Annotated in this window: 12 protein-coding genes; 1 reads left to right on the top strand and 11 read right to left on the bottom strand. The window is 47.3% G+C overall.

The genetic code is table 11. The annotated features are described in order from the left end of the window. Window positions 1-12: 12 nt before the first annotated feature. From SK066_RS04010 to purM, 8 genes are all read right to left on the bottom strand, one after another. A complete protein-coding gene (locus SK066_RS04010) occupies window positions 13-8118 on the bottom strand; it encodes an RHS repeat-associated core domain-containing protein (protein ID WP_320543730.1) in 8106 nt (2701 codons plus the stop codon). Further along, a complete protein-coding gene (locus SK066_RS04005; protein WP_320543729.1) occupies window positions 8115-8888 on the bottom strand; it encodes a hypothetical protein in 774 nt (257 codons plus the stop codon). Before SK066_RS04005 ends, SK066_RS04010 begins: the two co-directional genes overlap by 4 nt. Before the next feature lie 556 nt (window positions 8889-9444). Next, on the bottom strand, window positions 9445-9843 hold the full coding sequence (locus SK066_RS04000; RefSeq protein WP_320543728.1) for a hypothetical protein: 399 nt from the start codon (window positions 9841-9843) through the stop codon (window positions 9445-9447). Between the two features lie 270 nt (window positions 9844-10113). Beyond that, window positions 10114-10578 carry a hypothetical protein gene (locus SK066_RS03995; protein WP_320543727.1) on the bottom strand — a complete coding sequence of 155 codons (465 nt, stop codon included), beginning with the start codon at window positions 10576-10578 and terminating at the stop codon, window positions 10114-10116. 375 nt (window positions 10579-10953) lie between these two features. Continuing rightward, window positions 10954-12231, bottom strand: coding sequence for a phosphoribosylamine--glycine ligase (gene purD, locus SK066_RS03990; RefSeq protein ID WP_320543726.1), 1278 nt, complete (start codon window positions 12229-12231; stop codon window positions 10954-10956). 95 nt (window positions 12232-12326) lie between these two features. Further along, entirely contained in the window at window positions 12327-13874 is a 1548-nt protein-coding gene (gene purH, locus SK066_RS03985; protein ID WP_320543725.1) for a bifunctional phosphoribosylaminoimidazolecarboxamide formyltransferase/IMP cyclohydrolase, read from the bottom strand. A 347-nt stretch (window positions 13875-14221) separates the two neighbouring features. Continuing rightward, the gene (gene purN, locus SK066_RS03980) at window positions 14222-14842 is read right to left on the bottom strand and encodes a phosphoribosylglycinamide formyltransferase (RefSeq protein ID WP_320543724.1); all 621 of its coding nucleotides are present in this window, start codon (window positions 14840-14842) and stop codon (window positions 14222-14224) included. Further along, the gene (gene purM / locus SK066_RS03975) at window positions 14842-15885 is read right to left on the bottom strand and encodes a phosphoribosylformylglycinamidine cyclo-ligase (RefSeq protein WP_320544797.1); all 1044 of its coding nucleotides are present in this window, start codon (window positions 15883-15885) and stop codon (window positions 14842-14844) included. The genes purN and purM overlap by 1 nt, the downstream gene beginning before the upstream one ends. A 68-nt stretch (window positions 15886-15953) precedes the next feature. Between purM and SK066_RS03970 the strand changes: the two genes are divergently transcribed. After that, window positions 15954-16094, top strand: coding sequence for a hypothetical protein (locus SK066_RS03970; RefSeq protein ID WP_188778518.1), 141 nt, complete (start codon window positions 15954-15956; stop codon window positions 16092-16094). Between the two features lie 726 nt (window positions 16095-16820). Here SK066_RS03970 and purF read toward each other — a convergent pair. The 3 genes from purF to purQ are packed head-to-tail and all read right to left on the bottom strand — an operon-like array spanning window position 16821 to window position 21203. Further along, entirely contained in the window at window positions 16821-18302 is a 1482-nt protein-coding gene (gene purF / locus SK066_RS03965) for an amidophosphoribosyltransferase (RefSeq protein ID WP_188778520.1), read from the bottom strand. After that, entirely contained in the window at window positions 18287-20536 is a 2250-nt protein-coding gene (purL, locus tag SK066_RS03960) for a phosphoribosylformylglycinamidine synthase subunit PurL (protein WP_320543723.1), read from the bottom strand. The genes purF and purL overlap by 16 nt, the downstream gene beginning before the upstream one ends. Next, window positions 20514-21203 (bottom strand): phosphoribosylformylglycinamidine synthase subunit PurQ, encoded by a 690-nt coding sequence (purQ, locus tag SK066_RS03955; RefSeq protein WP_320543722.1) that lies wholly within the window; start codon window positions 21201-21203, stop codon window positions 20514-20516. The genes purL and purQ overlap by 23 nt, the downstream gene beginning before the upstream one ends. Window positions 21204-21206 lie beyond the last annotated feature (3 nt).

Here is a 21206-nt window from a genome sequence, read left to right as displayed (position 1 = left end):
TTAACCCCCTAATTAATTGTTTGATGGTTTGAATTTTATCGAGAAGCCTGCCTTATTTGGTTTTAATCCTTCAAAGCCTGGTGTCTTAGAAAGAATTTTTCTAAACTCAGGATTGGCTTTTAAACTATTTCCAAATTGCTCATATAAAATATCACTTTCTATAAAATAATCAATATCATATTTGCTTAAATTAATAGGTTGACCATAAGTTGGTTTATTAGGATTACCTACTGTACCAGTTTTAAATGACCCTGTATAACCAGCTGTAAGATTAGGATCTATTTCTCTAAATTGAGGCAGAAGATATTTTTCAGCAAGATCATCTAGCTTTGTATGAAGTTCAACAATTTCAGGACTAACACTCCCTGTCTTCTTAGCAAACAACTGCAAATCCAGCTTCAATCGCAAACTTTGCTTCTCGGCAACCTCTATCTCATTAACTTGTGTTTTTCCAATCTTTCCGAGCTTTCCAATCAACCAGGTACCGCCTTCAACCGTACCCTTCACTGCCCACTTCCCAGCTACCTTACCACCCGGCAGCCAGCTCAGCAACGTTCCTCCACCTGCCGCGACCCGATCTGTCACTGACAATTGCTGTCCTGTGATCAGATCCACGCCAGTGAACACTTCCTGTATGCCCTTCGCCGTACCGACAAACGGAATCGCGTCCGCTACAAAGCTTCCGCCCTGCTTCAGCCACTCCGCTCCATCTGCACTCAATCCAAATGGATCAATATACGACACTGGATTGCCATTCACATACGCATATCGGTTCATCGTCAGTCCATTCCCAATACTACCCGTCACCACATCTCGGTTCACAAAGCGCTTGATCTCCGGGTTGTAATAACGTGCACGCATCTGGTATAGACCATTCGGATCGGTCTGTACGCCGTCGCGTCCGTTGTACTGGAAAGGTTGTTGACTATCGCCGATATGCTCCAGCTGTTCGCCATACGTGTCATACGTGTACGTATCGGTGATTTGACCATTTGCATCGGTCAAGGCGATGGTGCTACCGCGCAGATCATAATGATACGTCTGTTCGTTACCAGCTGCGTCTTCGCGGCTGATCAGTCCAAGTCCGTAGACATACCAGGCTTGCGGCGATCCCTGTGCATCGGTTTCCATGAGCACCTGAGACAGGTTCGCATGTGGATTGATCACGAAGCGGGTCGTTTTGCCATCTACCGTCATCGCATTACGGTTATTTTCATTATCGTATCCGTAGCTGACACCACCAGCCTGGATCAGGCGGTTGCGCGCATCGTAGCGATAGTCCTGCATGGAGCCGTTCAGTGGTCCGTGCAGCATATTGCCTTCTGCGTCATAACGTACAGGCTGACCGTTCACGGTCGCCAGTCGGTTATCTGCGGTGTAGGTCATTTGCAGATCGCCGTATAGACCATACGTGTCTTCGGTGACGGTGGTAGATGATGTGGCTGCATTAGCATTTGCAGCATCTGTGCGATCTGCTTCCGCAACCGAGTGATTTGCTTCAGACGGATTGTATACGTCCTGTTGCACGCTGCTGCTATCTCCCGACATCTCTGTCGCTGCGCCAGCGATACCGCTCTGGATCATAACATCGTTCAGATCAGGTGACAGTCCTGGACCATATACATCGTAGGTCACACTGTTCAGTGGATTTTGAACCTCACCGCCATCTTCTTGAATCACATTGCCTGCGGCATCGTACGTGTAGTTCGTTTCTGCCATCGTACTACCGTCTGGATTCAATAGCGTGAGCGTAGTCAGCTGTCCTGCTACATTGTATGAACGATTTTCTTTTGTACCGTTCGCATGACTGATAGAAGTTAGACGTCCGTTTGCATCATAGCTATAGCTCGTTTTGTGACCATTCCAATCGGTAACAGTCGACATCCGACCTACGCTATCATACGTGTAATGAACCTTTTTGCCATCTGGATAGGTAAGTGTGATTAGCTGTCCAGCCGCATCGTAGCTGTAGCCGATTGTATGGCCATCGCCATCGGTATACGTTTCAACTCGATTCAGCGCGTCAAACGTACGGCGTAACACCTTACCGTCACTACCTGTAACAGATAAAATATTGCCATTCTCATCATACTTGTACGATACATTGCCTGCTTCATCTGCAAAGCGCATTACGTTACCAGCGGCATCGTACGTATAGTCGGTATTGCGTCCGTTTTTATCGGTTTCCTGGCTAAGCAGTCCAATCTTGTTATATTGGTACGTATGGCTGCTGCCTGTTGCGTCTTTTTCTTGAATCAGACGACCGAGCGCATCATATTCATACCCTGTCGCGTTGCCATTCGCATCCAGCATCTTCGTAATCTGACCAAATGCATCCAGTGCTTGCGAGGTATGACCCTCGATCGCATCGCTCACATTGGTCAGCTGTCCCAGCTTATCATAGCTATAGCTGGTTTTACGCTGTAATGGATCGGTGAATTGGGTGAGCTGATTGAGCTGGTTATACGTGCTTGTGTACGTATGACCAAGTGCATCCGTCATTTTGACCGGGTTGCCAGCGGTATCGTATTCCACCGTATAGATTTTGTTGCTCAGTGCATCCCTTGCTTCGATCGGACGACCAAGTGCATCGTACGCATAGCGAATGCTAGCGCCCTGTGCATTTGTCTCGCTCAGCAAACGACCTGCTTTATCGTACACAAAGCTTGTTTTGCGTCCCAACGGATCGCTAACACCGATCATGCGACCTTCTGCATCGTACTGGATACCGATTTTGCCACCCAGTGCATCGGTCATTCCAGTTAATTGACCATTAGCATCGTAAGCGTAGCGAGTTACATTGCCTTTCGCATCGGTCACACTGGTCAGCTGGTCATGACCATCGTATGTGTAGCTAATTTTATGATTCAGCTCATCGACGACTGCTGCTAGCTGATCATCATCATTGTATACAAGACTGGCTGTATTGCCGTCTGCATCTGTCTGACTGGTCATGCGACCTGCTTCATCATAACCGATCAATGTCACTTCGCCTGTTGGCTGTGTCACTTTATTCAAGCGTGAGTTGGCATATCCGTACTGGATATTACCACCACGCGGATCGGTTGCCGATATGAGCATACCTTGCTCATTGTACGTATAGGCGATCTTTTGTCCTTCGCCATTCGTTGTAGACAGCAAGCGTCCCTGATTATCATACGTGCTGGTCATGCTGCTATCATCTGGCCCGGTTGCTTTGAGCAGATTGCCCAGACCATCGTAGGTCATAGTCAACGATTGACCCGATGGATCGGTTACCTTAACGACATTTCCTTTTGTATCATACTCAAAACGAGCCGTTTGGTTCAGCGCATTGGTAATGCTGGTTCGATTACCCTTTTCATCATAGGTGTAGGTTGTTTTACCATCAAGCGCATCCTGTACGCCGATGAGCTGATAATTGGCATCATGAATACGTTTCTGTACATTACCGTTGCGATCCGTAATCGTTGTTGTCAACGTACCTTCGCCCTGGCTATATGCTAGCTTGGTCTCATGACCTGCTATACCGTCGCTCTGTTTTAAAATACGTCCTTTGCTATCGTAGCTATTGGTGAATACCTGTGTACCGTCCAATTTGCCTGTTATAATCTGATGATTGTTATTGTACGTGTACTCATCCTTGACTCCATTCGGACGTGTGAGTGTAATCAAGCGTCCGGTTGCGTCATAGTCAAAATGAGCAGTACGTCCGGCTTGATCACTTACCGCATTGATTCGACCTGAGGAATCATAGTTCAATACAAGTTTCGCACCGGTAGATGGCTCGATGATACCGGACAATTTACCACTGGTATTGTACTGTGCATTGAGCGTAATTCCACCCGAATTGCCAATCGATTGCAGCTTACCATCTGCTGCAAATTGCAGATTCGTGCGATCATAGCGGCTCAGTGTATAGCTACCGTCACTATTCACGCGAAGCTGATCATTACGTACAGACTTCTGACTGGATGCGTACGTTCCATCTGCTTGACGGGTGAAGGTGTTATGTCGGAAATCATTCCAGTAGATATCGACACTTCCGTCTTTAGCATTCTTTTGCAAGCGCATCGCATAGTTATGGCTCCAGCCTTTGCCCATTGCTCCACTACCTTGCAACAACGAGTAGTACTGTGCCTGGAATGGAATATCTACACTTCCGTGTGCCGACAGCATCGTTTTGTTGATGATCTGTGCACCGGTCGAGGTATCAATCGGGTCCGCATAAAATGTCTGCGGATCATAGCTAGATGGGTCAAGCGAGCTTACTGGCTGTCCAGATGGTGGTGTGGGTGCCGGAATGACCGGATCCGTTGTTTCTTCCCAGCGGAACAAGCCATATGGGCTGTAAACTTCTATTGTTTTGCCACTTGTGTTACGAATGATGGCTGTATTGCCACCGCCGATCGCAACAGGGCCATTGCCATTCTGTTCAGCTGCTTGCTCAATCCAGTAGCTAAAGCTACCGCCTGGCGTTAGCGTATGACTTTGATTGGTAACATTTTGCGCCTTGAGCATCTTGTCTGCACCAAGACTGTAGATCGATAGTGCTTCATGCTCGGCATCGGTAAAGAAGAAATGCTCCTTATCAGCACGTATAGTTGTAGCGACGCTCTGGCGACCTGTCAGGATCGCGTAGCCACCTGCTGGAATCGCTACCGTTGTGTCTGTACTGAGTCGTGCGTAGGTTGTTGTGGCTTCATGTGAAGCATCGTAAACCGTGACATCGTATTTGCCATTGATGGTAAGACGAGCAATACCACCAGAAGTGTTCATAGCTTTCATGCTCTGTCCATTAGATAACGACTTGTTCAGCAGATCGTTACCCTGCGTAACACGAATTGCCTCTGCTGGTGCCCATACAGTTGCTGGCTTGGTATCTACATTGGTAATGACAATACGTGATCCAGACAATAGTGTATGCGCACTCCAGGTATTATTATCACCGCTAGAGGTTAGTGTGCCATTTTCATTATAGATCTGGTAGGCATGTGTACCTTCTACTTTTAGATTGAAGCTACTCGGTGAGATATTACGAACAGAATAGCTCTCGCCAGGCTCTAGCATTTTGGTTGTGACAGGACGTCCCTGTACCGTTGTTGCGTTAAACGCATCATAGGAACCGGATACGGTTACCTGTTGATTTGGCGCAGCAGAAATGACATAGCGATCTGTTTTAGAGAGATACGTAGCGCGAGTCGTTTCGTTTACTGCATAATCTTCAGGATTACCATCGGTCTTGTAACGTGCATAGTCATACGTTCCCTCTGTATATAGTGTTGCTGGATTGAGAATCGTTTGCTGATACGCTATTGTTTGGTCAGATGACAGTACCGTTTTGAACGTTACAGGATGCTGACGGTTCTGTAGCTTGAACGACTCAAACGGCGCATAGACGATAATGTCGCTCTCATCGCTATTTTGAATACCGATTCGTCCACCGGATGGAAGCTCCTGCTTGCTTGCGCTCGTCGCATGGTAAGTATAATTCGTCAGTGTGCCGTCATTTCCATAACGAGCATAGCCGTAATATCCTTTAATGCGAACGATCGAATCAACAGCTTCAATATTAACCGCATCCACATATTCATCAGCCTTCAATGTACGCTTGATCAGGGCTGGATTCGTTCTCGCCTGAATATCAAAGGCATCATAAGGCCCTTCTATGATCGAAGGCTCTGCTCCTGAACCGGTCACGGCAAGCTTATAGCCGGCAGTTATAGCATTAATCTTGTCATCATGCATTAATTCTAATTCGTTTACTTCACCACCTGGCTTACGCTCGACATAGTCGTACACGTCGCCAACTGAATAGAGATTAAACAGCTTATCTGCTGTATTGGTCATGTTCAGACTTTGGCCGTTATTTAATACTTTATGGAAGGTGACAGGATGTTCACGACCCGCTCCTGTAAACAACTCAAAGGCAGCATAGGCTTCAATCGGTTGTTCATCAGTATTCATCACACCTAACCTCTGACCTGCATCGGTCGCGCGATAGGTAGTCGTCGTATGATACAGATAGTTATCAGGCGCACCCGCCGCTGTGTAATCCATCAGATCGTGACGACCTGTAAAATAGACCGTTTCACTCGTTTGTGCCCGATTAATAAAGTCCATACTCTGATTAATAGCGAGCTGCTTGATCAGCAATGCAGGATTCGCGCTGGCTTGTACAGTTGTCACATCATATGGAGTCAACAGCACAAACTGCGTACTTGCCGAATTGGTGATCGTTGTGCGCTCTCCAGTATACAAAGGAAGGCTGGTTTGCGTACGATTATGATCCAGTGAACGCAGCGATTGATCCACCTTGTAGCTCGCTTGATCATAGGTTCCTTCGGTATACAGGTTAAAGTTAGCAGAGCTAGTGTTAGATAGCTTCAGACTTTGTCCTGCGTTCAGATAGCCTTTATACAGGGCAGGCTCTGTACGATTACTCCAATCAAAAGCATCCGCAGGGCCTGTAACGGTAAGCGGTGTATTGTAGCTATTCGTAATAATCGCCTTTTGATCCTTGGTGACTGTATGATTCTCTGCCTTGATCGGATTACCATAGCTCGCCACACGATTATCCGCTTGATCATACACTACATAATGATGCTGTCCATTGGTTAGGACAGGGAAGCTATAGCGCGATATATTGAGCGCTTTGATCGTTTGCCCGGGTTCGAGTGTACGTGTGAATGTAATCGGCTGCGAACGGAAGGAGAAGCGGAATGCTTCATACGGCGCATAGATCGTATCTGTCGTCACACCTACATTCGTAAAGGCAACACGTTGACCATTTTGTAAAAGGAAGCTGCTATTGGACACATACGTGCCATATTTCATAATGCCCAGACTATCGTAGAACGCATAGTCATAACGTCCATTCGTCTGAATCGTTGCATTATTGTGCGTCAGATTGTTCGCTTCCAGTGATCCGCCCGGAGGCAGGTTATAGCGGTAGAGTGCTGGATTAGCAGAATCGGAAATCTGAGATTGTTCCTTTGGAATTTTTACTGTAACTGGATTAGGACTACTAGTATTGGTGAAAACCACTGTATGTCCGATCGGCAACAAATAATTCGATAATGTGCTGCCACTGCGATAGTCTGCCACATCGCCGGAAGCATCATACTCGGCATAATCATAGGTGCCGTTCATGAGTAGCTTGATCTGTTCAGCAGAGCTGTTATGCACCTTGATACTTGCCCCAGCGCCTAATGTCTTGGTCACTGTTGGTGGCTCGACCTGATCGGAAGCTGCAAAAATATGATACGGGCCGCTTACTACCAGGTTGGAAGTATTGGGATTGGTAATAACGATGCGTTGACCCGCTTTAACGAACTTTGTTACCGATGTTGTTTTACCTGAAGAGGCGATCGAGTCATCTTCATCGTAGAGTACAAATTCGTAGGAGCCGCCCTCAATATAAACATAGCCACTTTGGTCAGATTTATTAATAGCTTGAACGGCTTGTTTCGGTTGTACATTGTACAAAAAGTTAGCTGGTACAGATGAGCTATTAATTCCGATTACTCGGGCAGCTCCATAAATATCATAAGAAGATGTATCTCGATTTGTAATAATAACCGAGCCACCTTTAACTAGAGTCTCTGTTCCACCAGATTTTTTAGATGTAAATGTACTATATTGTCCTGACGCATTAATATTCACATTGGCATTAACTCCGCCAACCTGAATTGTTTGGCTATTATTATCATCGTAATTAGACACCAATACGCTGCCACCTGGAGAGACAGTATAGTGTTGCAGCGCAACTAAACCAGATGCACTATCAGCAACATTAAGAACTTTAGCCTTTGAATCGACAATCATTGTTGTACTGGAGCTATTAGCTACAACCAGTGTATTGCTTGGAGCAAGATTAATTGACCTGCGAGCAGAATACATGCCATAACTAGACACATCACGATTCGATTTATAAATAGCATACTCATAAGAATTACCTTCTAAGAATACAGTTACCCCACTTGAATAATAGTGTTGAAAAGTAATAGTTTGTCCTGGCGCAATACTATATGTATTGGATACTGCCGCTTTGGCTACATGCGTTGTCAATCCATATCCAACCACAACCAGTACAGCGACCAGCATACTCCAGCGCAAAAACATAGCGAATCGCCTCACTGTGCGCCACCTGCCTTTTCAAACGTGCGGTCGGCAAAGCCTGCCTTGGCATGTCCGTTAGCCTTAAGCAGTACAATCTGTAAATGAACTCTAGCCTTGACCGCTCCGGCTGGGGCGACCAGTCTAGCATTATAGCTTTTCCAATCTGTATTTTGCTTGAGATTCAGTAGATTATCGTAACGAATTAGACGCTTATTGTTATCGTAGTAGTTAACGATTACTTGCACGACCGCATCTTTCATTTCGTCCGATTTGACCCAACCTTCATATGTATAAAGGGTGCCACCTTGTACAGGAATATCTCGGTAAATATTAGCGCCGCCGGTTCGTTTTGCATCCAGTGTAATCCATTGTGCGGTTAGCGTGGGCTCTGGTGAGCTGTACACTTCCTCCGTTACCGTTACGGGTCTGTTATCGCTATACACATCATTCGCTACAGAAGAGGTAAAATAGTGAACAGGCGCATCGTTATTGCTATATACATTGGCCGTTGCAGTTTCGTAGTGTGACTTCATTCCTCTGGTCATATAAGCGGTCCAGCCTTGAATAATATTGCTCTTTTGTACAGCTGGCGTGCTCGTTGAGGTTACGCTGAGCAGGTTCCCCCCGTGATCATACGTATAGGTCGTTGTTTGATCGCCTCGCTGTGCAGAGGTTACGCGATCCAGTCCATCATACTGATAATCTGCTGCTTTCGTTATAGCTACATGACTAAACATCGCAGTACATAGTAGAACAGCTGCGACGGTTCTAGCGGTAAATCTATTCATTACATTCGCTCCCTTATCCTTTTCTTGCTAATGTAAAACTACATCGCTTCGACTTCCTTATTCCCAAAAACTACACCTTGCTTTATCCATTTTAAGCTATTGCAGATCCCTCCTTATTTTGAAGCTTTCGTTATTTTTATAGATTATTGGAAGAACGTTCTGTTTATATCGGATAACAAGCTTTAAATTTTGGTAGCTGGACAGGCAAATGAACCATAAGGGCTATAAATGTAGTGCATGTCACCTGCATTTATGTTAACAATTTGTAGACTTACTTAGTAAATTCGAGCTAGTTTTTTATTGCATGTAGAACATTCCATATGGTTATATGAGCGATAAACAACGCAAAAAATCCTACACATTTGATCAGATCTATCCTCTGGTAAATGGTAGTTGAATACTACGTATATCCAGACAGAAGCACTGCTCAACGTATAGGAAAATATATGCAAATATTATTTTTATCCAATTCAATTACCAGAAAACGATCATAGCTCACCTGTGTTGAATGATTCAATATATTCATCGCTGCTATTGTAGCCAGTCTATTTATGTATCAATTGAATAGATGAGCAATCTCTCTCATAAATGGTGTTACCGCATAAACATTGCTCATATCCTCTTCATCCAGCATCGCCCAATACAGAATCGTGTGTTTATGAATGCGGTGATCCTGCAAAAGATGATGCCTGATCAAGTTGCTCCAATTGTTCTCAGCGCTCCCTTCCAATATGGCATCATCAAAGGACGAAATAATAATAATCATTAGAGCAAATTTTTCATCTGTAGTTAGCTCTACATTTTCATAAGCATATAGAAACTCACTTACTCTTGCAGCATCCGATACTTCGTACTCCCAATCCTGTGAGAATTCATCAGGGGCAGGTAGATCGATTTTTTGTATAAGACCTTTCATTGCTGTTTGCGTAACATATTTAGGATATTTATCTGCCATAGCTAATCCCTCCTTTTCAGTTTTTGATGGTTTCGAATTATTACATGATTCAACATTATGCAGCAATGAATGATCAATCCTGGCTACGAGATCCATGCTGTGAGAGAGCTCATAATCTTTATTCAGCATTTGCAATCTATTCCCAGATAGCGCTTCCAAAAGTTCACTAATACAGGATCTTTTTTACGATGGCGAACATATCAATTCAATTAAAATATGGAGAGTATCCAATTCTAAGTGATTACCTCTAATACTTTTATTAGTCTAACTTTATAATTTAATACCTTGTTCTTTCGCCTGGATATAATACACTTCTTCATGCTCCGACTTATAATAGGCAACATCAAATTTATAAAGATCGATTAAATCTTTATAAGTATTAGGTATATTACAATGCCAATCCAAATCGTTCATCTTATGCGGGAAGTAGTCATTATTGGGGTTTGATGTATGAATATATACTGCATCTGACATTGGGTCATTTTCATGAATGCAAATCCATGATTGATAAGGTTTTTTAAATTCTTCAAGTTGCTTTAGCAACCTATCATATAACGCTATATGCGCTTTAATATGCTCTCTCCTTATCTTCAAACTACTTTCACCAACTCCAATAAAATCAAGGTGATTATGCCAAAAATCAAAGTATGCTTCGTTATTAATTTTTAAGTCATACGTATTAACTTCTTCCCACAAATTACGAAAATATCTTTTCTTTCCGCGAATTTTTTTCAAAATATACCTCCTGCTAAAGTTATCTGAAGAACCGTTAAATGCTGAATCTTAATAAACGCAAACTATATTTCAAATACGAATAATGATAATGGAAACTCTTTAATATTGTAGTTACTAAACTCTTTACTCAATCCTGCTACCTTCAAATATGTTTATTCTTTATTAATGATATCAACATTGTCCTTTAACAAAGCCTTTGATCAAACTCAAAAAATCCCCCATACTACTGTTCAGCCTCAATACAGAGTAAAAGCAATATAACATGCTTTTACTCCATACTTTATCTTATCAGAGTATAGAGGATTCAATATGGTTCGTATTACTTTATTTATTTAAATTCATTTATAACCAATAGGCTAAGCAGCTCGCCCAATTTCACCCACGAACCAGCGCCTTCGCCGCAATATCACTCCGCTGATGCTTGCCTTCAAACGTAATCTTCTTCGCTTCTGCATAAGCTGCTGTACGGGCAGAAGCAATGTCTGCGCCCAGACCGACTACACCGAGCACGCGACCACCGTTAGTTACCAGTTCGCCTGTCGCGCTCGTGCCTGTGCCTGCGTGGAATACGAGTGCCTTAGAGCGATCTACAGCATCCACACCATGAATCGGTACTCCCTTTGGATACGAAGCCGGATAACCGCCGGAAGCCAGAATCACGCAGACAGCCGCTTCATCTGACCATTCGATCTCCAGCTCAGCCAGTGTGCCGTTTACGCTGGCAAGGAAAATGTCCAGCAGATCCGTTTTGAGACGTGGTAAGACAACCTGCGTTTCTGGATCGCCAAAACGGGCGTTAAACTCGACCGTTTTCGGCTTGCCATCCGGTGTGATCATCAGACCAGCGAATAGTACACCGCGGAAAGGACGACCTTCTGCTACCATCGCCTTGGCGGTTGGAATGACGATCGTCTCCATTGCTTCGTCGATGATCGCTTCATCGATATGCGGAAGCGGAGAATACGTCCCCATGCCGCCTGTATTCGGGCCTTCATCATTATCGTATACTGGCTTATGATCCTGTGCAGCTGGCATCGCCCGTACCGTTTCACCATCGACAAAGGCAAGAATGGACATTTCCTGTCCTTCCATGAACTCCTCGATAATCACGCGGCTACCTGCCTCGCCAAACACTTTATCCTGCATAATCGCCTGCAACGCATCGATTGCTTCATCCATACTACGCGCTACGGTGACCCCTTTACCAGCGGCAAGTCCATCCGCCTTGATTACGACTGGAATCGGCTGCTGTTGCAGGTAATCCAGCGCTGCTTCGTACGTATCGAATTTAGCATAGGCGGCTGTTGGGATATTGTATTTGTGCAGCAGGTCTTTCATAAATGTTTTGCTGCCTTCAATGATTGCAGCATTTTTGCGCGGGCCGTATACAGGAATGTTGCGCGCTTCAAATACATCCACAATGCCCTCTGCCAGTGGATCGTCCGGGCCAACCATGACCAGACCGACCTTGCGCTCAGCGGCAAAGTCTGCCAGCTTTTCAAATTCATGTACGGCGATTGGCACACATTCGGCAATCTGTCCGATGCCTGCATTGCCAGGTGCACAGTAGATGCGGTCGGCTTGTGGACTTTTTGCTAGCGCCCAGATGATCGCGTGCTCGCGTCCGCCACTGCCGATAACGAGAATATCCATAGGTCACTCTCCGTTCATTTAAATGGAATACAACCTGCAACAGAAGCGCTGTATCCGATACAGCATCTGTGCAGGTTGAAGGTTTATACATGTTTTTAGTGCTTGAAGTGACGCACTCCGGTAAATACCATTGCGATACCATGCTCGTTGGCTGCCTTGATTGATTCCTCGTCTTTGACCGAGCCACCCGGCTGAATGATCGCCGTAATGCCTGCTTTGGCAGCGGCTTCGACGGTATCGCCCATTGGGAAAAAGGCATCGGAGGCGAGAATCGCACCTTTGGCTTTGTCTGCTGCTTGCTCGATCGCAATTTTGGCTGCACCTACACGGTTCATTTGTCCAGCGCCTACGCCAACGGTCATATCGTCTGCGGCAAGTACAATCGCATTCGATTTGACATGCTTCACCACTTTCCATCCGAACAGAAGCTGCTTCATTTCTTCGGCAGACGGTGCACGATCGGTAACGATTTTTAGATCGGCTTCGGTGATCACATGTACATCGCTATCCTGTACGACCATGCCACCTTCAACCATCGTTACGATTGGCTGTGCTTTACGCTCACCAGTCGGAGCTAGCTCGCCCATTTTCAGCAGACGGATATTTTTCTTTTTCGTTAAAATGTCCAGTGCTTCCGGTGTGAAGTCTGGTGCCAGAATGATCTCCAGGAAAATCTCGCTCAGCGGCTGCGCTGTGTCCGCATCGATCACACGGTTAGCCGCCACGATACCGCCGAAGATCGATGTTGGATCTGCGGTATATGCCTTGTTGTACGCTTCGGCGATCGTTGCCCCTACGCCTACACCGCAAGGATTCATATGCTTCACCGCTACAACGGCTGGCTCTGTAAATTCCTTCACGATCTGTAGCGCAGCGTTCGCATCATTGATGTTGTTATACGACAGCTCTTTGCCGTGCAGCTGCTCAGCCGTAGTCAGCGTGCCTGCTGGCGCCAGCGGCTTACGATAAAAGGCTGCGGTCTGGTGCGGATTTTCTCCGTAGCGCAGGTCTTGAATTTTCTCATAGGTTACAGTGTAACGCTCTGGATATGGTGTTTCCAGTACGCCTGCCAGATAGTCAGAGATGAGGGAGTCGTAAGCTGCTGTATGACGGAATACTTTGGCAGCCAGTCCTTTACGTGTTGCCAGTGTCGTATCGCCACCTGCGCGCACTTCGTCCAGTACGTTCGCATAATCGGCTGCATCCACAACAACAGTCACAAAAGCATGATTTTTCGCCGCACTGCGCAGCATCGTTGGGCCACCGATATCGATATTTTCAATCGCATCCTCGTATGCCACATTCGGTTTTGCTACCGTTTCCTGGAATGGGTACAGGTTAACGACAACCAGGTCGATATAGCCAAGTCCAAGCTCGTCCATCTGCTTCTGATGCTCTTCACTATCTCGAATCGCCAGCAGACCGCTATGTACAGCAGGATGCAATGTTTTTACACGTCCATCCAGAATTTCTGGAAAGCCCGTCACGTCGGAAATACCGATAACCGGTACACCTGCATCTGCCAGTAGATTTTTCGTTCCTCCGGTCGAAATGATCTCTACGCCTAGCTCGGATAGCTCGCGACAGAAATCGACGACACCTGTTTTATCGGATACGCTGACGAGCGCTCGTTTGATACTCATAATTAGGGATTCCTCCTTCAAATGGGTACAGCTTGAATAGATCCATGTAACGTAATCGGTAACACAGCATGGCATTCACGAATACCATCAATACCCGTAGCAACATCGGTACTCTACGCTATCTACTACGATATTGACCGAGTGTAACTTTAAATCCTGAGCTATAAATACACCAGTGCACAATCAAATCTACAATTTAACTTGATCAAGGTACTCCTTTACTCAATCAAACCGAAAGATTTAATGTGCCTACACCTGTTCACATATAAGGTGATCATGAACTGCACCTATCACTAATTCATATAAGACCACACTTTTATAAACGTAACTATAATACAACGTCCCTGTTACTGCTCCACAATCACATGCCGTCCATCGTCTGCCAGACGAATCTTGCCCGCAGCAAGCTGGGAGACAACACGCGGATACAGCGTTTGTTCAATATGATGAATACGTTCAGCCAGCGTGTCGGCGGTATCATCAGGATGAATCGGCGCAGGCTGCTGTGCGATAATCGCCCCGGTATCCATGCCATTATCGACAAAATGAACCGTTACTCCGGTCAACTTCACACCATAGTCCAGTGCCTGACCAATCGCATCCTTACCCGGAAATGCAGGCAGCAGGGAAGGATGAATATTGATCATCCGTCCCATGTAAGGATTGACCATCGTTGGTGTGAGTAGCCGCATATAGCCTGCCAGCACCACATAGTCGATGCTTCGCTGCTGTAGCTTGTTCACAATCTCCATTTCGTATTGCTCACGGCTGCTATATTCTTTCGGTTGGAACACAAATGTTTCTACACCTGCACGCTGCGCCCGTTCAATCACCGGCGCATTCGGCTTATCGCACACAAGCAGCTTAACCTCAGCCAGACCGAGCAGCCCGCTACGCTGCGCATCGACCATCGCCTGAAAGTTACTACCCTGTCCAGATGCAAATACGGCAATGGCTACAGGCTTCATTATACATCCGCTCCGGTAAAGGTAACGATACGCTCGCCTTCTGTAACCGTACCGATGCGATATGCCTGCTCGCCATGCTGCTCCAATACAGCAAGTGCTTGCTCTGCTTGCTCCGCAGGTACGACGATCACCATACCGATACCCATATTAAATGTTGTAAACATATCACGATTGCTGATCGCACCTTTTGCTTGCATCAGCTGGAAAATCGGCAGAATCGGCCAGCTACCATATTCGATATCGACGTTCACATTTTCTGGCAGCATACGTGGAATATTTTCAATAAAGCCGCCACCTGTAATATGCGCCATGCCCTTCACCTGTATCGCCTCTTGCAGTGCCAGCGAGGACTTGACATAAATACGTGTTGGCTCCAGCAGTACATCACCCAGTACGGCGTTATCCAGCTCAGCAACCTGCGCTGTCAGCTCATAGCCGCCATCCTCCAGCAGTAGCTTGCGCACAAGAGAGAATCCGTTACTGTGCACGCCGCTAGAAGCCAGACCAATCACCGCGTCACCCGCCGCAATCTCGCTACCTGTGATCACCTTGGGCTTATCTACAATCCCAACGGTAAAGCCAGCGATATCATATTCACCCTCCGAATACATGCCCGGCATTTCCGCCGTCTCGCCACCAATCAACGCACAGCCTGCCTGACGACAGCCATCCGCGATACCGGATACGATCGCTTCAATCTTTTCAGGAATAACACGGTCACAAGCTAGATAATCGAGGAAAAATAGGGGCTCTGCGCCCTGTACTACAATATCGTTCACACACATCGCTACCGCATCGATCCCGATCGTATCATGCTTATCCATCGCAAAAGCCAGCTTCAGCTTCGTTCCTACACCGTCCGTACCGGATACGAGTACAGGCTCCTCGTATTTATCCTTATTCAGACCGAACAACGCACCAAAACCACCCAGATCCGTCATCACCTCTGGACGAAATGTAGTTTTCACATGCTTCTTCATTCGCTCGACCGCTTCATTACCTGCCGCGATATCGACTCCGGCCTTTTTATACGCTTCTGACACTGCCATCGCACCTCTTTCAAATGTTAAAATGTTTGGCGGAGAGATGGGAAGTGGAGCGGGGGGGTGCTTTGACTGCTACGGGCGCTGCGGGGATGGATCGGTCGGGCTTCGCCGTTGTAGCTGGCTTTTTTGAACGACCGCTTAGCGGTCAAAAGCCAGCTACAAATGCTGCGCCCGATCGATTCCATCCCCTCCGCTTGGTGCAATAAGCTCCTACGCTCCAAAACCATTCCCGCCTCATTAGGGGGAGTAGCAGGATAAACACTGTAACTGCTACATTGTCGGGTTGTTAGGGTGAATCTTGTGTTGATTGCTGGGAGATGTTTTGAGTTGTTTGTTGTATTGTATCGTTGTTCGTATTGATTGTTGTACGTAGTCTGTCGCTGTATATAGTGTGTCGTATTGTTTTCTTTTTTGCATTGTTTTAATTTGCTTTGTTTTATTTTTAGATTGAGTGTCTCATGCATTCAATCTCTATACACCTTCATTGCCCTTGCCTTGTCTTTACTCCAATCACATCGTACATGTACGATGTCACCGCTCTTAACCCACATTAATATTTCCCAAAGAACATAAACCTACCTACTCCAAAGTTCAGAGCTATAACGACCTAAGTCTTATCTCAAAAGTCAAAGTCTCAAAGCCCTAATACTCGAAGGCTTGAGGTTTGAAGATCTAATGTTTAAAGGTCTAATCCTTCCCTGCTACTACCCACGAGAAGGGCTTTTCTCCGTTGGAAAATGGATGGAGAGTGTGCGGAGCGGAGGGCGAGGAGATAGGTCAAAGATCGCCTTTGAACTCGGGTGCCGACCTCTACAAGAGGTTATCCAATCCAAGGCACCCGAGTTCAACCCGCGATCGGCGACCTATTCCTCGCCCGGAGCGTTCCCCGCACCACTCCACATCCTCTTTTCCACCACCCAGAAAACCATTTCTCAACACCCACATCCGAATTGTTCTTCGCCACCGAAGTCTACCTGCGTCGGATAGTCGTTGTCGAAGCACGCCATGCACATGCCGCCTTTGTAGTCATGCTTGTTATCCCCAGCGACCGCTTCCACCAGCCCAGTATGACTCAGAAACGCCAGCGAATCAGCGTTGATCTCCTCGCGGATTTCTTCGACCGACTTGGACGAAGCGATCAGGTCACGACGATCTGGTGTATCGATGCCGTAGAAGCATGGATTTTTAAAAGGGGGTGATGTGATGCGTACATGCACTTCTGTTGCACCCGCATCACGTAGCATGTTTACGATTCGGCGTGAGGTTGTACCGCGTACGATGGAGTCGTCGATCATGACGACGCGTTTACCCTCAACTACACGGCGTACAGCACTGAGCTTCATTTTCACACCCTGCTCACGCAGCTCCTGACTCGGCTGGATGAAGGTACGTCCGGTGTATTTGTTTTTGATCATACCGAGCTCGTAAGGGATACCGGTCTGCTCAGCGTAACCGATCGCTGCTGAGATACTGGAATCCGGTACGCCAGTGACGAGATCGGCATCGACGAACGCTTCGCGCGCCATGACCGAGCCCATCCGTTTACGTGCTGAATGCAGATTAGAGCCATTCATATCGCTATCCGGGCGGGCAAAATAAATATATTCCATCGAGCATAGCGCCTTGCGCTGCGGCTCATCTACATACGAATCTTCATGCAACCCATTCTCATCCAGTACGAGCAGCTCGCCTGGCTTCACATCACGAATCGCTTCCGCACCGATCGTTTCCAGCGCACAGGTTTCTGATGTGAAGATGTACGCATCGCCAAGGCGTCCCATCGTAAGCGGACGCAAACCGTTCGGATCACTGGCTACGATGAGTTGCTCGTTCGTCATTACGAGAAAGGCAAACCCACCGACAATACGGCGGAACGCATCCTTCACCGCTTCCACCAGCGGCTTGGAGGAGCGTGCGATCAGATGCGCGACAACCTCTGTATCACTGGTCGTCTGGAAAATCGAACCTGCTTCCTCCAGCTCACGCCGAATTTGCGGTGCATTAACGATGTTGCCATTGGTCGCTAGCGCCAGCTCGCCTGCGCGATAGCGGAATACGAGCGGCTGTGCATTACCGAGATGACTGCTACCGCTCGTCGAATAGCGTACATGCCCTACCGAGATATCGCCGTTAAGTGTGCTCATAATATCCTTATCGAATACTTCCTTCACCAGTCCCATCCCACGATGATAGTTGAACTGGTTGCGATCACTCACACAAATTCCGCAGCTTTCCTCACCGCGATGCTGAAGGGCATGCAGCCCGTAATAAGACAGGGAAGCGGCCCCCGAGTGTCCGTAGACACCGAAAACGCCGCATTCCTCCTTTAACGTATCGAAAATATCATTCGGTCCGGTTCCCTGATTGTAATAGTCACCAGTCCAAAGCTGTAATCCATTTAATTCATCAGACATGGAATCGCATCCTCCCAGACCTGGCGAAGTGCGTCTACCTCTTCTGCCAGGACTTGCTTGCCGTCCACTTGAATAGTAAGATTTTTTGTTGCTGCTACCTGTCCGATTCGTGTTACTGGTACGCCTGCTGCTTCCAGCTTGCTCACGAGTGCATCGGCATTGTCTGCTGTTGCCGATAATAGAATACGCGATTGCGATTCGCTGAACAGCAGCAGATCATTACGCAGACCATTCGATGCTAGCTCAACATCTGCGCCAAGCTTGCCGCTAATGCAGGATTCTGCCAGCGCCACCGCCAGACCGCCTTCGGACAGATCATGTGCAGATTGTACCAGACCGCCTTGAATCGCTCCTAGCACGCCATCCAGCAATTGCTTTTCAACAACGAGATCCAGTGCAGGCGGACGTCCTTCGGTTTTGCCGTGTACGATATATTGGAATTCGCTACCGCCCAGTTCGGCTTTCGTTTCGCCCAACAGGAACAGTACATCGCCAGCTTGCTTGAATGCCTGTGTCGTAATGTGATCCGTATCGTGAACGAGGCCCACCATACCGACAACTGGTGTCGGATAGATCGAACCGCGTGCATTTTCATTGTAAAGGCTGACGTTACCGCCGATAACCGGTGTTTCCAGTGCACGGCAAGCTGTTGCCATACCGTCAACCGATTTTTCCATTTGCCAGAAAATTTCTGGCTTTTCCGGGCTACCGAAGTTCAGGTTATCCGTAATCGCCAGTGGCTCTGCACCGGAGCATACGATGTTGCGTGCTGCTTCGCTAACTGCAATTTTGCCGCCCACTTCTGGATCAAGATAGACGAAGCGTGAGTTACAATCGGTCGTCATTGCAAGCGCCTTACGTGTACCTGGCACGGTAACGACCGCTGCATCTGAGCCCGGGCGAACCGCTGTGCTCGTACGTACCATGTAATCGTACTGATCGTATACCCATGCCTTGCTCGCTACCGTCGGAGAAGCGAGTACGGATTTGAGAGCGCCAGACAGATCGGTCACTTCGTTATATCCAATTGTATCTACGCCTTCCATTTGCTCATAATAAGCAGGCACTGCGGATGGCTTGTTGTATACCGGACACTCATCAACGAGAGCATGTACCGGCATATCGCCAACCAGCTCGCCGTGATGGAACAGCTTCAGACGACCATCGTCTGTTACTTTACCCACCTTTGCACAGATAACGCCCCAGCGCTCAAAAATCTCCATCGCCTGTGCTTCATCCTTCGGCTCGACCACGAACAGCATACGCTCCTGCGATTCGGACAACATCATTTCATAAGGGGTCATGCCAGATTCACGCTGTGGCACCTGATCCAAATACAGCTCCAGACCATTGCCTGCTTTACTTGCCATCTCTGAGCTAGAGCAGGTCAGACCGGCTGCGCCCATATCCTGAATCCCGAGCACGATGCCGCTATCGATCAGTTCCAGACACGATTCCATAACGAGCTTCTCCATAAACGGATCGCCCACCTGTACCGCCGTTTTGCGCGCTTCCGATTCCTCTGTTAGCTCCTCCGATGCGAAGGTAGCACCGTGGATACCATCGCGTCCGGTTGGAGGTCCCACATAAAATACCGGATTCCCTACACCTTTCGCCACACCACGCTGAATTTTATCGTGATCGATCAGACCGACACACATCGCATTGACGAGTGGATTGCCTTCATAGCTCTCATCAAACATCACTTCGCCGCCAACTGTCGGGATACCGATACAGTTGCCGTAGCCTGCAATACCCGCAACCACATGCTCAAACAAATACTTCACGCGCTCGCTCTCCAGCTTACCGAAGCGCAGAGAGTTCAGCGATGCGATTGGACGTGCGCCCATCGAAAAAATGTCACGAATGATGCCGCCCACACCGGTAGCTGCGCCTTGATACGGCTCAACCGCAGATGGATGGTTATGACTTTCAATTTTGAATACAACTGCCTGGTTGTCGCCGATATCCACGATACCAGCGCCTTCACCCGGGCCCATCAATACGCGCGGGCCATCCGTCGGGAAGCGTCTCAGCAATGGTTTAGAGTTTTTGTAGGCACAGTGCTCCGACCACATTACGCTGAATACGCCAATTTCCGTGTAGTTTGGTTTACGTCCGAGGAAACCGCAGATCAGGTCGAATTCGGTATCCGATACGCCCATTTGCTGATACAACTTCTGTTCTGCGACTTGCTCCGCCGTCGGTTCCTTAACGGATGTTTGCTGCGTCATGTTGATCCCTCCAGGCTTTCAAAATAGATGTGAACATTTTCTTGCCGTCTGTGCTGCCGAGCAGCTCATTCACCGCACGCTCAGGGTGTGGCATCATGCCAACTACATTACCGCGCTCATTACAGATGCCTGCAATATCGTGCAGCGAGCCATTCGGATTATCACCATATTGGAACACGATCTGGTTATTCGCCTTCAGCTGCTCCAGTGTCGCTTCATCACAATAGTAATTGCCTTCGCCGTGTGCAATCGGAATGATGATCTCTTCATCCTTTGCATAATCCAGTGTGAATGGCGTCTCATTATTCGTTACGGTGAGTACCGTATCATGACAACGGAACTTCATCGATTCGTTACGCAGCAAGGCTCCAGGCAGCAGACGCGCTTCGGTCAGAATCTGGAATCCATTGCAAATGCCAAGCACATATTTGCCTTGCTCTGCTGCTTTGACAACCTCATTCATTACAGGTGCGAAGCGGGAAATCGCGCCACAGCGCAGGTAGTCACCATAGGAGAAGCCACCAGGTACAAGAATACAATCATAAGCCGACAGGTCGGTTGCCGTGTGCCATACATAATCAACCGGCTCGCCCAGTGTTTCCTCTACTGCCTTGAAGCAGTCGATATCACAGTTGGAGCCAGGAAATACGAGTACTGCAAATTTCATGGA

It is taken from the genome of Paenibacillus hunanensis (assembly GCF_034055775.1).
GTDB classification, from domain to species: Bacteria; Bacillota; Bacilli; order Paenibacillales; family Paenibacillaceae; genus Saccharibacillus; species Saccharibacillus hunanensis.
Note: the sequence above shows the minus strand (reverse complement) of the source record. Positions and strands in the feature narration are given on the sequence as shown.